The sequence below is a fragment of the Coraliomargarita sinensis genome (genome assembly GCF_003185655.1).
Taxonomy (GTDB): Bacteria; Verrucomicrobiota; Verrucomicrobiia; order Opitutales; family Coraliomargaritaceae; genus Coraliomargarita_B; species Coraliomargarita_B sinensis.
In genome coordinates this window covers 257,531-271,383 of the sequence record NZ_QHJQ01000004.1, presented here as the reverse complement: position 1 = coordinate 271,383, position 13,853 = coordinate 257,531, and the positions used below count along the sequence as shown (strand labels likewise).

Annotated in this window: 10 protein-coding genes; 6 read left to right on the top strand and 4 right to left on the bottom strand. The window is 57.0% G+C overall.

Going from position 1 to position 13,853, the window contains the following annotated elements:
* Positions 1-434: 434 nt before the first annotated feature.
* Positions 435-1,295 (bottom strand): AraC family transcriptional regulator, encoded by an 861-nt coding sequence (locus DDZ13_RS07710; RefSeq protein WP_110130859.1) that lies wholly within the window; start codon positions 1,293-1,295, stop codon positions 435-437.
* Positions 1,296-1,479: 184 nt separating this feature from the next.
* On the opposite strand from DDZ13_RS07710, the gene DDZ13_RS07705 reads away from it, so the two are divergent.
* The 6 genes from DDZ13_RS07705 (at position 1,480) to DDZ13_RS15925 (ending at position 10,404) form a co-directional block, all read left to right on the top strand.
* Complete coding sequence (locus DDZ13_RS07705; protein WP_110130858.1) at positions 1,480-2,649, top strand: L-rhamnose/proton symporter RhaT; 1,170 nt, start codon at positions 1,480-1,482, stop codon at positions 2,647-2,649.
* A gap of 45 nt (positions 2,650-2,694) precedes the next feature.
* On the top strand, positions 2,695-4,101 hold the full coding sequence (locus DDZ13_RS07700) for an L-fucose/L-arabinose isomerase family protein (protein WP_110130857.1): 1,407 nt from the start codon (positions 2,695-2,697) through the stop codon (positions 4,099-4,101).
* A gap of 40 nt (positions 4,102-4,141) precedes the next feature.
* Positions 4,142-5,245 (top strand): hypothetical protein, encoded by a 1,104-nt coding sequence (locus tag DDZ13_RS07695; RefSeq protein ID WP_146209296.1) that lies wholly within the window; start codon positions 4,142-4,144, stop codon positions 5,243-5,245.
* A 23-nt stretch (positions 5,246-5,268) separates the two neighbouring features.
* Positions 5,269-8,655 carry a glycosyl hydrolase gene (locus tag DDZ13_RS07690; RefSeq protein ID WP_110130855.1) on the top strand — a complete coding sequence of 1,129 codons (3,387 nt, stop codon included), beginning with the start codon at positions 5,269-5,271 and terminating at the stop codon, positions 8,653-8,655.
* Between the two features lie 39 nt (positions 8,656-8,694).
* Complete coding sequence (locus tag DDZ13_RS07685) at positions 8,695-9,993, top strand: sulfatase family protein (RefSeq protein WP_110130854.1); 1,299 nt, start codon at positions 8,695-8,697, stop codon at positions 9,991-9,993.
* Positions 9,994-10,089: 96 nt separating this feature from the next.
* Entirely contained in the window at positions 10,090-10,404 is a 315-nt protein-coding gene (locus DDZ13_RS15925) for a type II toxin-antitoxin system HicB family antitoxin (RefSeq protein WP_199221083.1), read from the top strand.
* Here the strand turns inward: DDZ13_RS15925 and DDZ13_RS07675 are convergent.
* The 3 genes from DDZ13_RS07675 to DDZ13_RS07665 form a co-directional block, all read right to left on the bottom strand.
* Positions 10,401-11,084 (bottom strand): galactose-binding domain-containing protein, encoded by a 684-nt coding sequence (locus DDZ13_RS07675; protein ID WP_110130853.1) that lies wholly within the window; start codon positions 11,082-11,084, stop codon positions 10,401-10,403. The genes DDZ13_RS15925 and DDZ13_RS07675 overlap by 4 nt on opposite strands.
* 388 nt (positions 11,085-11,472) lie before the next feature.
* Entirely contained in the window at positions 11,473-11,709 is a 237-nt protein-coding gene (locus tag DDZ13_RS07670; RefSeq protein ID WP_110130852.1) for a hypothetical protein, read from the bottom strand.
* 30 nt (positions 11,710-11,739) lie between these two features.
* Positions 11,740-13,182 (bottom strand): sulfatase, encoded by a 1,443-nt coding sequence (locus DDZ13_RS07665; protein ID WP_110130851.1) that lies wholly within the window; start codon positions 13,180-13,182, stop codon positions 11,740-11,742.
* Positions 13,183-13,853 lie beyond the last annotated feature (671 nt).

The window sequence follows — 13,853 nt, the reverse complement described above, 5'->3', positions numbered from 1 at the left end:
GATGACGATGGATGTCTCTGCCGAATACGGGCCATGTACCCTTCAAACTTTTGGATCTGTTCTGCTTGCTAATGACTCACGAGAATAAGAAAAGTGCCTTGAAGACGCAATTGACAATATTGCCTTCGGGTGTCGGCTTCGCTTCGGTATTGGCCGGATTGGCAGGTTGGATCCGTCTTCTTTGGATTACGCCGTGACAAGTAAACCGTAAGCAGTCCCGCTGAGCGGGATGATCGATCCCCTGCATGCGGTTCCGGGGAGCAAAGCGACGACGGCGCAAGGCAAACAAACGGGATAAAAAAAGGGGGCATTCCGGCATGATCCCCTTTTTTTGCCTAAGTGACCTGCTTGGTTAGAAGATCGACAATTTTCTGAGGTAGATGGACTTTTCAGGACGAAGCTACAGATGTTGGCTTTTGTAGGTGAAGAATGATCTAATCTTTCAGCCACTTTTTCGGGGATCGACCACCGCGTTTTTTGAAGTCTGCGGAGAAATGGCTGGGCGAGCTGTAGCCCAGCTGTATGGCAATCTCCTTGACGCTCATGCCGCTACCGGAAAGCAGGGTTTCGGCTTGGGCGTGCCGCGTTTTGTTGACGTATTCTTTCGGAGCCAGCCCGGTCGCTTTTTTGAAGTGGCGATAGAAGCAGGGGTAGCTCATTCCCTGTCCGGCGGCGACGGTCTCCACCGGGACGCCCTTGAGTAGTTGCTCACGGGCCGCATCAACCATCCTGGCAATGGAATTGTTGATTTCGGTGGAGGAACGATTCTGGATGGACAGTTGCCCGAGCAAGGCCATGGCCAATCCGGCCAGGGTGGGCCGGTAGCCGGCCGGGCGCTGGACGGCCGTCTCATGGAAATCGTCGAAGCGCTGCCGGTAGGTCTCGATTGGGCTCACTCTGTAGATCGATTTTTGCAAAAGGCCGCCAGCCAGCCAGCGGTCAACCGAAGTGCCCCGCAGTTCGAACCAGTTTTCCGTCCAACCGGTCTGCGATGCAGGTTTGTAGCGATGCCAGATGCCCGGCCGCACGATAAAGACATCTCCCTCAGAAACGGTCGTCTCGGCCTCGGCCTCCGTCTCCGCGAAGGTCCCCTGACCGGAGGAGATAAAGATGAGCTGCAGCGCAGCCAAGACCCGCCCACTCTCCCAGGTGAAGTAGCGCGTGTTGGGGTGCTCCCGCGAGGGGTAGGGCTCGCCGGGTGCGACCCGGGTATAACCCGCCGCTGAAACGTGCAGGCCCCACAGCTTTTCATGGGGCCCTGCCGGGAAATATTCGAAGTAGTTCTGTCTGTTCATGAGGATGGAGTCGATTGAACGGAGCTAAAGCTTAGTGATAGAATTTTGCATATTTTTGATAGATTTCAATTACTAAGACGGGTTGCATTGGCTTTGAGGACGGGTCTAGATTGGCCTCAACCTACAAATCTATCCCGATCTGAAACATATAGATTTGTTAAATTATAGCGGTCACCTCATCATTATGGACAGCTCGACAGCCTCGCCTTTTCTGGGCGTATTACTCCACGCTATCGGCGGACTCGCCGCCGCAAGTTTTTATCTGCCCTTTCGAAAAGTGAGGACCTGGCCCTGGGAAAATGCCTGGCTGATGGGCGGTTTGTTCAGTTGGTTGATTGCGCCAGCGGTCGCGGCGCTCTTCCTCGCTCCGCGAAGCTGGCAGGTGCTCTCCGAGGCACCGCTCAAGTCCTTGTTCTGGACCTGGTTCTTCGGTTTTCTCTGGGGCATCGGCGGGCTGACCTTCGGGCTGACCATGCGCTATCTCGGCATCGCCCTGGGCTATGCGGTGGCCTTGGGGATGTGCGCCGCTTTCGGTACGCTGATTCCACCGATCTTCGATGGAAGCATTGTCGAGATTGCCACCTCCGGTTCGGGGCAGGTCATTCTCGGCGGGGTCGCGGTCTGCATGGCGGGCATTGCCATGAGCGGTCGCGCCGGTCTGCGCAAGGAGCGGGAATTGAGCGACGAAAAGAAGCAGGCCTCGGTGGCCGAATTTCATTTCGGCAAAGGCATGCTGGTCGCTCTGGTGGCTGGTGTGATGAGCGCTTGCATGGCCTTCGGTTTTGCTGCGGGCAAGCCGATCGCGGCGCTCTCCGTCGAGGCGGGCATCGGACCACTCTGGCAAAATCTCCCGGTGCTGATTGCCGTCCTGCTGGGGGGCTTTTGTTTCAACTTGCTCTGGTGCGGCAGCCTGATGATCAAGCGCGGCAGCTTATCGCTCTACTGGGGCGGGCAGGGGCGCAGCGAGCCGGAACCGCTGGCCGACGCCGTGCCCGATGCCTCGGCGGCGGCCGCGGCCGAGGCGGGTGCCGTTCCGGAAACCGGCAGCGCGGCGCCCGGCGCCCCGTTGTTCAACTACCTCTGGTGTGCCATCGCCGGAGTGACTTGGTATCTGCAGTTCTTCTTCTACGGCATGGGCACGACCCAGATGGGAGCCTATGAGTTCTCCAGTTGGACGCTGCACATGGCCGCCATCATCATTTTCAGCACTGTCTGGGGTATTCTGCTGCGGGAGTGGGCCGGCACTCGAAAGGCGACTCACTACTGGATCGCAGCGGGCTTGCTCACCCTTGTTCTCAGCACCCTCATCATCGGGTGGGGCAACTTACTCGGAGCCCAGGCCACCGGGCACTGATTCCAGACGCATTGATTATTTAACAGACTTGAAAGACGCACCACCATGAAAGCAGGCATATTTTCAATCGGGCTCGATACCTACTGGCCGCAATTCGACGGCTTGCTCGGCAAGCTCAACGGCTATCATGCCCGGATCCGTGATCGGGTCGCGGACATGGGGCTGGAAATGGTGGATGCCGGCATGGTCGACCAAGCGGAAAAGGCCGTAGTTGCGGCCACACTGTTCAAAGAGGAAGACGTGGAAGTGATCTTTCTTTTCATCTCCACCTACGCGCTTTCTTCCACTGTCTTGCCAGTGGTGCAAAAGGCCAGGGTGCCGGTGGTCATGCTCAACCTGCAGCCGGTCGCCCAGCTCGACTACGAGGCCTTCAATGCCAGGGGAGACCGCGGGGAAATGACCGGAATCTGGCTGGAGCATTGCCAGGCCTGCTGCGTGCCGGAGCTGGCCAGTGTCTTCAACCGCGCGGGTATTGATTACCAGGTCGTCACCGGCTACCTGGAGCAGGAGTCGGCCTGGAGCGAGATTCAGGACTGGGTGGACGCGGCAAAAGTGGCGGCTGGGATGCGTCAGAACCGGGTCGGTCTGCTCGGGCACTACTACTGCGGCATGCTCGACGTCTACTCCGATCTGACGCAGCAGTCGGCCGCCTTCGGCAACCACTTTGAGATCGTGGAAATGGACGAGCTGAACCAGCTGCGTCAGGCGGTGACTGATGCGGAGGCCGCCGCCAAGATCGAGGAGTTTCGGGAGCGCTTCGATGTGTCCGGCGAGTGCGAACAAAGCGAGCTCGACCGGGCCGCCCGCACCTCCGTGGCCATGGACCGCCTGGTCGAGACCCACAAGCTCGGCTCGATGGCCTACTACTATGAGGGCACGGGCGAATTCGAAAATATCGTGACCTCGCTCATCGCCGGGAACACGCTCCTGACCGGTCGGAACGTCCCCATCGCGGGCGAGTATGAGGTGAAGAACGTGCAGGCGATGAAGATCATGGATCTCTTCGGAGCCGGTGGTTCCTTCTCTGAGTTTTATCTGACGGATTTTGTGGATGACGTCGTCTATCTCGGGCACGATGGCCCGGCCCACTTTGCCATTGCCGAGGGGCGCGTCGGTCTGGTTCCGGTGCCCGTCTATCACGGCAAGCCGGGCAAGGGTCTCTCTATCCAGATGACGGTCAAGCACGGCCCGGTCACGCTGCTTTCCGTGGTCCAGCACCGCGAAGGTGCCGTCATCCTGCAAGTCGCCGAAGGCGAGTCGGTGCCCGGCCCGGTCATCCAGATCGGCAACACCAACAGCCGCTACAAATTCCCCATCTCCGCGACTGATTTCCTGAACCAATGGTCCCAGGGAGGCCCCTCGCACCACTGCGCCATCGGGGTCGGGCACATCGCCCCCAAGATCGAGAAACTGGCCCGGCTGTTGGGCCTGCCCTGTAATCGAATTTGCTGAATGCGGCCGTGATAAGTCTGACGCTCATCAGAAAAACGCCATGAAACAATTCTTTGGAAGAAAATCGCGCAGAGCCTTGGCTACCGTATTCTTTGTCAGCCTCGCATTGCATGTGGTTGCTGTTTTAATTTTCGGTACGATTAAGTTCGTTACTGAAGCAATGCGTGAGGAAACGGTTTTCGAAGCGGCAGCCATTGCGCCACCCCCACAAAAAGAACCGGAATACACTGTTAATATTCAGCAGCGTAATCAATCGACACCACCCCCGCGTCCACCTGCGATCGTAGTCAATAATCCTTCCGATCTGGATATCCCTGAGTTGGATATAGATGTCAACGTGGACAGCGTTTCCGTCTACGGCCGTGGAGGAGGTGGCTTTGGTGGTGGGCTTTCTGGAGTTAGGGAAATGGCCTTGGATCTCGGTTTATTCGGAAGTCAAAGGGCAATAAGTGGTGCTTTGGTAGGTCGTCTCTATGATACAAAGATGGATAAGAACGGGGCCCCCGTGGATTTTTCCACGCGCAAGTATTTCGAAATTTTGAACGAGTTTGCTCGCGGTTGGAATGAATCACTATTGGAGGAATTTTATCGGGCCGATACGGAATTATATTCCCGGCAATTCTTTATCCCTCTGGTTCAGGCGGAAGCTGCTCCGGAGGCTTTTGGGGTGAAGGATGAAATTAAACCCATTTACTGGATCGCCCATTACGAGGGCGAAGTCGTTTCCTCGATTTCGGGAAGGATCCGTTTTGCAGGGCAGGGTGATAATATCCTCGTGGTTCGGTTCGACAGGAAGGTCGTTCTCGATGCCAGTTTGGAGAGGCCGCTGGCTGCATTTTCAAGTTTGCAGCGTGATCCCATTGGCAGGACGCCTGACCCCAGGAATCGACCGATGGTCGCCGGGAAGTGGATCGATGTCAGACGCGGGACTTCTTATCCCATCGAGATCTTGTTGGGTGAATATGGTGGTCTCTTTTCCTGTTACCTTTTGGTTGAGGTCGACGGAGAAAATTACAGCAAACAATCCGACGGCAAGAATCCGCGCCTACCAGTTTTTCAAACCGCTCCAGCAAAGTTGCCGAAATACGTCGAAGGCAAGGATGCCCCCGAGATACGAAAAAAACCTTACCCATTAGGGCTTTAGTCAAACGATATAATATAAATACTATGACAACACGATCCCCGCATTCAGCCTTCTGGAGCATCTTCACCGCCGCCGTTCTCACGGCTGGCTGCGCGCAAGCCGGGCAGGAGCGCACAACGCATTTCATCGAACCCGTTCGGGCCTATCTTTCGGCCTCGCTCGAGCCCATGATGTCGCTGGAGGAAGGCTGGCGAAACCCGCCCCGGATCGCCCGGACGCGCGTCTACTGGTGGTGGCTCAATGGCAATGTCACGAAGAAAGCCATCACCGACGATTTGGAGGCCCTGAAGGATAAAGGCTACGGCGGTGCCTTGCTCTTTGATGCCGGGGGCGACACCCAGCGCGGGGGCAAACCGGTGCCGGCAGGCCCCCTGTTTGCCTCACCCGAGTGGACCAAGCTTTTCAAACACGCGGTCGAGCAAGCGGCCCGACTCGATCTCGAATTGGGTCTCAATATCCAGAGCGGTTGGAATCTCGGCGGGCCACTCGTCCCTCTGGAGCATGCCTCGAAGAAGCTCACTTACGCCGAAACCACCCTGCAGGGAGGCCGCGATATCGCCGTCAAGTTGCCGCAACCCGAAGCTAAAGAGGGCTACTACCGGGATGTGGCGGTGGTGGCCGTGCCACTCAAGGTGCACGATGCCACCGAGACCAAAGCAAGCCTGGCGGCCAGCAGCACCCAGAACCCGTCCCACCAGGCAGCACGGGTTGCGGATGGTGATCTGAACACCTTCTGGGTGAGTCAGGGAATAACTCCCGGCGGCGGCCCGAGCCCCCAGGCCCCGCAGTGGCTGGAACTGCGTTTCGAGGAAGCTACCCCGGTGGACCGCGTCCAAATCACCGCACGCCCGGGCTACGGCCCGAAGCAGGGCCGCATTGAAATCTCCACCGGCCAGGGATGGAAGCCGGTCCGCGAGAACCTGGCATTTCAGCAAAAGACCTCGGAGATCACCTTCGACGCCGTCGATGCCAAAGCGCTGCGTGTGGTCTTTACCGGCGCAGATGATCCCAGGCACCCGGACGCACCGCGCAATGTGCAGGTGGCGGAGCTGGCCCTTTTCCAAGGCGATCAGCCAGTCTTTTCGGGAGGAGGCACGAAAACCTCGTCGACCCAACTCTCGCAGTTCAAAAAGAAAGCCTATTACGAGTATCCGGGAGGTTTCACCGCCGCCCCTGCTTGGCACCTGCTTGAACCGGGCGGTGGCAGTGCCGCCTGCGCCCCCGCCGAGGTCGTCGATCTCAGCGAGCACCTCAGCGGGGACGGCCAGCTGACTTGGTCCGCCCCGGAGGGCACCTGGCAAATCATACGCCTCGGCTACACTTACTCCGGTTCGCACGTCAGCACCAGCAGCGGGGAGTGGGTCGGCCGCTGCATCGACTACCTCGATGCGGGCGCCTTCGATTTTTACTGGGATGAGGTCGTGGAGCCGCTACTTGCGGAAGTGAAGCCTCACCTGGGCAAGACCCTGAACTTCCTGCATGATGACAGCTGGGAGCTGGGACCGATCAACTGGACGCCAAAACTCCCGGAAGCATTCGCCGAGCGCCGCGGCTATGACATCACGCCCTGGCTGCCGGTCCTCGCCGGACATATCGTCGAGAGCCCGGAGGCCTCCACACGCTTCCTCAACGATTTCCGCGCGACTCTGGCCGATCTGATTCACGAAAACAAATACGTTCAGTTCAGTCGACGCGCCCATCAACACGGCCTCGGTATCCACCCGGAGTCCGGCGGCCCGCACGCCGGGCCCTTCGATGCCATGCGCAACCTCGGCGTCAGCGATATCCCAATGGGTGAGTTTTGGAACCGCAACAACAGGCACCGCGTCAAAGACAGCCAGCGTTTCTTCGTCAAGCAGACTTCCAGCGTGGCTCACATCTATGGTCGGCGCCTCTCCATGGCGGAGGCCTTCACCACCATCGGCCCCCACTGGGAGCGCTCGCCCCGCATGCTCAAGCACGACTTCGACCGCGCCGTCTGCGAGGGGCACAACCTCACCGTCTGGCACACCTACGATTCCTCACCCGAGGAAATGGGCCTGCCCGGCCAGGCTTACTTCGCCGGCACCCACGGCAATAACCGAGTCACCTGGTGGCCCATGATCAACGGCTTCATCGACTACATGAACCGTGTCCAGTTCATGATGCAACAGGGCCTGTCGGTCTCCGACGTGCTCTACTTCAAAGGCGAGAATATCCCGGGTTTTGTCCGCTTGAAGCGCGACGACCCGGCTGGCGTCCTGCCGGGCTACGACTACGATGTGATCGACAAGCTCTCGCTCCTGCATCGACTGGCGGTCGCACCCGACGGTGCCCTGGCCCTCCCGCACGGCGTCCGCTACCGCGTCCTGGCGCTGCCCGCCCACGACACCTATGACCTGCCGGCGCTCGAAAAGATTGCCGAGCTGGTCGAGGCGGGCGCCACCGTCTGCGGCCCCCGCCCGGAGAAACGCTACGGCCTGATCGGCGATGCCGCAGCCGACCAACGCTTCGCCGAACTGGTGGAGCACCTCTGGGGCAGTGGTCAAATCAGCACCCTCCCGACCCGAGAAATCCTCGAGCAAAAACAGATCGAGCCCGACTTTACCTGGGAGGAAAGGGAGGTTCAGACCTCAAAGGACCACTTCCTGACCGTCGATTATTTCCACCGCACCACCACCGACGCCGATCTCTACTACGTGGTCAACCGCCTGAACGTGCCGCGCCGGATCACTGCCAGCTTTCGGCAGAAGGGCCGCCAGCCGGAACTCTGGGATCCGGTCAGCGCCCGCATCACACCCAACCCCGCTTACAAAAGGGCAGGGGAGCGCACCGAGCTCGAACTCGCACTGCCGCCGGAAGCTTCCGTGCTCGTGGTGTTCCGCAAGCCGGAAGGCACCCACACCCCACGCTCCGTCAACATCCCCGAGGTCAGCGAACTGCTGACTCTCAGCAAACCCTGGGAGGTCAGCTTCCAGTCCCCGTGGGGGCCGCAATCGCCCGTCACTTTCGATGCCCTGACCTGCTGGACCAGGCATCCCAACGAAAAGGTCAAGTTCTACTCTGGCATCGCCGATTACAAGACCAGCTTTGATTTCGACGAACGCCTGCCCTCCGGCCCCGACCGTCAAATCCTGCTCGACCTCGGCGAGGTCAGGGAAGTGGCCCGCGTCCTCCTGAACGGCCGTGACCTCGGCGTGGTCTGGTCCACCCCCGCCCGCATCGATCTCGCCCCGGCCCTCAAAACCGGAACGAACCAGCTCACCGTGCAGGTCGCCAACAACTGGCCCAACCGCATGATCGGCGATCAACACCTTCCGGAAGACCAGCGCTACACCCGTTCCAACTTTCAGAAATTCCGCAAAAACAGCCCCCTCCAGGCCTCAGGCCTGATCGGGCCGGTTAAGTTGCTTCGGGTGAACACCGAGTGATGTAAAAAAGAATCCAAGCGAACAGCCATTCCATTCTCCATGACGCAAAAACTGATAATCATTCTCCTGGTATTTCTCACTGGTGCTCAATGCGGCCTCTCCGCCTGGGAGCGGCCCAACGTCATTCTCATTATCTCCGATGATCACGCCTTTGATGATTACGGTTTCATGGGTTCCGAGCAGGTCAACACGCCTGTGCTCGATAAACTGGCGAATGAGAGCCTGACCTACACCCGCGGCTATACCATGCCGGTCTGCTCGCCGACCCTGGCCTCGTTGCTGACAGGCAGGCTGCCTCACGAGCACGGTATCACCGGCAACGATCTGGCCGGATGGCAAGAGATCGGAGGAAGATATGGGAATCAGTATCGGACAGAGCTGCAGCGACGCATACTTGACAATCCATTAATCCTTCCGGAGGCACTCAGCGAGGCCGGCTACCTCACCTTCCAAACCGGAAAAATCTGGAACGGGACCTACAAGGACATGGGTTTTACGCATGGCATGACGAAGAAAGGAACCCGCCACGGTGACGAAGGACTCAAGATCGGGCGCGAGACCATGCAGCCCATTTTTGATTTCATCGAAATGGCGGAGCAAAAGAACAAACCCTTTTTCATCTGGCACGCGCCCCTTCTTCCGCACGACCCCCACAATCCGCCGGAACGCCTGCTCAAGAAATACCGCGGCAAGGGCCCGACACCGGCCGCCGAGAAATACCGGGCCTGTGTGGAATGGCTCGACGAATCCACCGGTGAACTTGAGGACTATCTGGTGGCAAACCAGCACAAGGAAAACACGGTCATCCTCTATCTTGCCGACAACGGATGGAACGCCGAGAAAGGCTACAAAGGCCAGAGGGCGAAAATGAGTCCTTATGAGGATGGCACCCGCACCCCGATCCTCATCCGCTGGCCCGGCAAGGTGAAAGCTGAAATGGATGGCAGCACCCTCGCGCATGTGACGGACATCACCCGAACAATTCTCGACATCACCGGAGTCCCGGTTCCCAAAGAACTGCCCGGCCTGAATCTCATGGACCGCAGCGCGATGAAAAACCGTGAGACGGTATTCGTCGAAGCCTACACCCACGACATCGCCGATCTGTCGAATCCGGCCGAAAGCCTTTTCGCCAATGTGGTGATCCACGACTGGTGGAAGCTAATCCTGCCCGGTCCGGCCACTGCGAAGCGTGCCTTTGCCACCGCACCGCAAGGCATCGAACTCTACGACCTGAAAAAAGATCCTTACGAAAAGGTCAATCTAGCCGACCAGCACCCGAAGGTGGTGGAGCAACTAAAAAAGCTGCAGCTTGAGCATTGGAATCCGAAGCCCTAGCGCCTGGCCGGGTTGCCGCGAGTGCACCTGCGCTATCAATTGGCGGCCCCTTTACTTAATCATTCATAAAGATAAGGATAGTAACTACGGTGTGTCATTCCCGATTTACCCGGCTGCTTCATTGCGGGCGATTCTTATGAAGAGGCACTTGCAAATGCACGTGAAGCGATCGAGTGCTATATCGAAGGGTTGCTTGAGGATGGGGAGTCTGTACCTCAGGCAATGAGTATTGCGCGGCCTCAGTCATTCAATCAGTGCTCATGGTCGGAGGCAAGCTGGAGGCCCTGCGATTTCCGCTTAACCGGATGCCGTAGTTCCTGTTCGGTACTTGTTTTGCGGGCACAAAAAAGCGCAAAGTGTGAAATCCTTGCGCTTTTGGAAAAATTTATAGTTTATCAGTCTAAACCTTAGCGGCGACGAACCATGATCCAGGTCAGGCCGAAGCAGCTAGCAAGCAGGGCGAAAGACGAGGGCTCTGGAACGGCGGTGCCGGTGAAGCGGACTTCATCCAAACCGACATAGCTATCGCCGTAATTCGTTTGAATATCAAACAGGACGTATCGAGCCGTAACGGTGCTGCCGAGGGAGTACGTTTCCCCTGTGTAAGTGTTCAGCTTCGATGCTTGCGTGAATGTCTCGGCGGTCGCCGTGCCCCATCCGGTGTCGGTCTCATCAGTGCTGCCGAAGGTGCCAGTAAGGGTGGTAGCGAACTTGATGTTCACATCTTCTATACCCCTTGATTCGGGGGAGTTGTAGTTCCAGATGTGCATGCCGTCCAATTCGTAGCTCTGACCGAGATCGAACATGATCCACCCGTTGTCGTCATTATTTACAGACACCCAGCTAGCACTACGGGTGTTGGAGTCATTTATGTTAGTGGGCCAGGTGCTAGGCACCGGATCGCCGGTTTCAACGTCCGAACCACCAGGGCCTAAGCCTGAGCCGTCTATGACATGGGACGGGTCAAAAGAACCACTAAAAAAGCTGCTAGCGTCTACATCTGTCGGCTGAACAACAACGGCCGCACTGGCTGAAAGCGCGATCATCGCGAGAGGAGTGAGCGTAGCGGTCAGTAATTTTTTCTTAAACATTAGCTGATGTCCTATTCTATTATTTAGGGTTGTTGGTCAAAATTTGCTTTTTGCGGCGCTGGCTGACGGAGGGTGAGAATTTAAGAATTAGAATCATTACGCGATTATTTTTTGCTGTAGTGACTAGTGCATTATCAATCATGTCTTTGCGAGATGTGAGTTGCGCCGTTATCACATTGCAGCTACGGGAGGTGTACCCTTCAAACTTTGGATCTGTTTTGTTTTCCAACGACTTATGAAATACGAAAAAAGCGCCTTGAAGACGCAATTGACGATATTGCCTTCGGGTGTCGGCCTTGCTTCGGTGTTGGCCGGATTGGCGGGTTGGATTCGTATTGATTGTATTACGCGGTGAAACATGGCAGGGGTCATTCCGGAATGTCATTTTTTAGCTCCCATTGGGAAAAATATCCAGTTGAATCTGGCCACTTGAATAAGCCGCCACCCGCTCCGCGAAGTGCTCGATCCCGGCATGCACCGGATGGCTTACCGGAAGCGTGTGCGCGATTTTCATACGCATTACACCGGAACCCGCCGCCTCGCCGCTTGGTTTGAAAAGTGGAAATAGGATACAAGCGGCGACCAAGCCAACAAGAAATCCAAGCGTCAAGTAGGAGTATTTCATAAAATGCGATCAGGTAGACAGTAATGGAGGTCAGGGAAAAATTGCAGTGGCACCAAGAGACGCGCACTGCTCCCGCAGTTCGGCCGCTTTGCGTGCAGTGTCTTGCTCGCCAGTGCCCTCGTTCAGGATGGTTCTCAAGGTAAGCGCCATTAGCTTTTTGACCGCTTTGTAGTCGGGATTGCCGGCAAGGTTATGCTGCTCGTCCAAGTCGCTCGAGTGGTCATACAGCTCCTCGCTACCGTCTCCATAACGCAAGTAGCGGTATCGCTCACCCTGAATCGCAAAACTATTCTCCTTCCAGCCCGTAATCGCCGGATAGGGCCAGCGTATGGATGGACTCTCGAGGAGGGGCACGAGGCTACGGCCTTCGGTTTTATCATTTGCTGGCAGTCCGGCCATCTCCACAAGGGTAGGATACAGATCTAAAAGGCTGACAACGCGATCGCATCGTATTCCGGCTTCCACTCCCGGGGCGGAAATGACAAGAGGGACGTGGGAACTTCGCTCCCAAAGAGACATCTTTTGGAAGGTGTTTTTCTCGCCCAGGTGGTAGCCGTGATCCGACCAGAGCACCACGATGGTGTTGCCAGCATAAGGGCTTGTCGCCAGCGCATCCAAAACTTTGCCGACCTGATGATCTGCGAAACTGATGCAAGCCAGGTAAGCGTGGACGATATCGCGCCACTGATCGTTTTCGATCGCCCAGTCCGTCCGCGGCATTTGCTCCAGAATTGAAATTCGTTTGGCGATCTCCGGGATGTCATCCAAGTCGTCCTTTTTATAGGGTGGCAGAGCTATTTCGTCTCTATCGTAGAGATCAAACCACTTCTCGGGAACGTACCAGGGCACGTGCGGCCGCAGAAATCCGACCATCAGGAAAAAAGGTTTTTCGTGATCGGCCTGCAGTTGCTTGACCGCCCATTCCGCAGCGGCGTGATCCGGCAGTTGGTCGTCGCGCTCTGGAGCTCTTGCCCAATCCGTGCTGGTCCCTCTTTGAGGCCAGTTTTGACGAAGTTTTCCGGTCGGTTCATTGAACCCGCCCCGGCCCCCACTCCTATCAACGCTGCCCTTGGGCACATGATGATGAAATATCTTGCCGACAGCCAGAGTCGTGTAGCCGTGGTTGGCAAAGTAGGTGTGCAACAACTCCGTGCCCAGATCTGCGGCCCGCCGCGCGACTGCTTCGTCCTTCATGTGCGTGTCGTATCCCAAAGTGGACGGGAGCAGGCCCGCCATAATACTGGCGCGCGAGGGACCGCAAAGAGGATACTGAGAGTGCGCCCGGCTGAAAACCATCCCTTGCGCAGCAAGTCGATCCATGTGTGGCGTCTTGGCGTCAGGATACCGACCGGAAAAAGCCGGAAAATCATTAAGGTCGTCAACCGAGATGAAGAGCACATTGGGCCGTTCCGCAACCAAGGCCGTGCAGGTGAATGCGCTAAAGAGAACAATGGAGAACAGTCTGAACAGCATATTTTGATTGGTTGAGATTCGGAGTGAGCGAGCGCTAGCGCCCCATGTATCAGGCAGATCGGCTAGTGGGGGTGGGTGTATGCTTCGTTTTTTTCATCATAGGAGCGTCAGTTTGGCGATTACTCGCGCCTGACAACTCCTCCCATGTCATCTTTTTGTTCTCATCTGAATCGGTAGGCGTGAGATTTGTGGCCATCCGTGATGTGTTCAAAAACCTTTTCGCTCGATTATCCCAACAAAACCGAATCCAGCAACATTCATTTTGAACCACAGAGGACACAGAAAGCACAGATAAAGAGAATGCCGCTCCCAAGACTTCTGTGCCCATACCTGTAATCAGTGGTCAAAAGCTTCCCTTCCCAACATGCCTGACGATAGCGAAATCACCGAAACCATCATCGGAGCGGCCTATCCACTTTGCTGACTGTAAACGCTGACTCGCTGCCGCTTGCCTTGAATCAGCTGATTCTTTTGATACATGTAGCGGTACGATAACGGGGAAGAGTGAACTTGACTCAGATTTTGCACGACGGAACGTAGTGGATGATCAAATATGTTTTTTCACGTAGCCGGAGCGCTTCCGCTTCGGTCGATCCTTGCGGAACGTTCGAAGCGACCGAACGCGAAGCCGCCCGGCTACAAGTTGCGCAAGGTTAAGTGATGGGAAAACT

What these genes read in the sequence shown, in the direction of transcription:
- DDZ13_RS07675 (WP_110130853.1), bottom strand. Translation starts at nt 11,084, where the DNA reads ATGTTTAAGAAAAAATTACTGACCGCTACGCTCACTCCTCTCGCGATG.
- DDZ13_RS07705 (WP_110130858.1), top strand. Translation starts at nt 1,480, where the DNA reads ATGGACAGCTCGACAGCCTCGCCTTTTCTGGGCGTATTACTCCACGCT.
- DDZ13_RS07690 (WP_110130855.1), top strand. Translation starts at nt 5,269, where the DNA reads ATGACAACACGATCCCCGCATTCAGCCTTCTGGAGCATCTTCACCGCC.
- DDZ13_RS07710 (WP_110130859.1), bottom strand. Translation starts at nt 1,295, where the DNA reads ATGAACAGACAGAACTACTTCGAATATTTCCCGGCAGGGCCCCATGAA.
- DDZ13_RS07695 (WP_146209296.1), top strand. Translation starts at nt 4,142, where the DNA reads ATGAAACAATTCTTTGGAAGAAAATCGCGCAGAGCCTTGGCTACCGTA.
- DDZ13_RS07670 (WP_110130852.1), bottom strand. Translation starts at nt 11,709, where the DNA reads ATGAAATACTCCTACTTGACGCTTGGATTTCTTGTTGGCTTGGTCGCC.
- DDZ13_RS07685 (WP_110130854.1), top strand. Translation starts at nt 8,695, where the DNA reads ATGACGCAAAAACTGATAATCATTCTCCTGGTATTTCTCACTGGTGCT.
- DDZ13_RS07700 (WP_110130857.1), top strand. Translation starts at nt 2,695, where the DNA reads ATGAAAGCAGGCATATTTTCAATCGGGCTCGATACCTACTGGCCGCAA.
- DDZ13_RS07665 (WP_110130851.1), bottom strand. Translation starts at nt 13,182, where the DNA reads ATGCTGTTCAGACTGTTCTCCATTGTTCTCTTTAGCGCATTCACCTGC.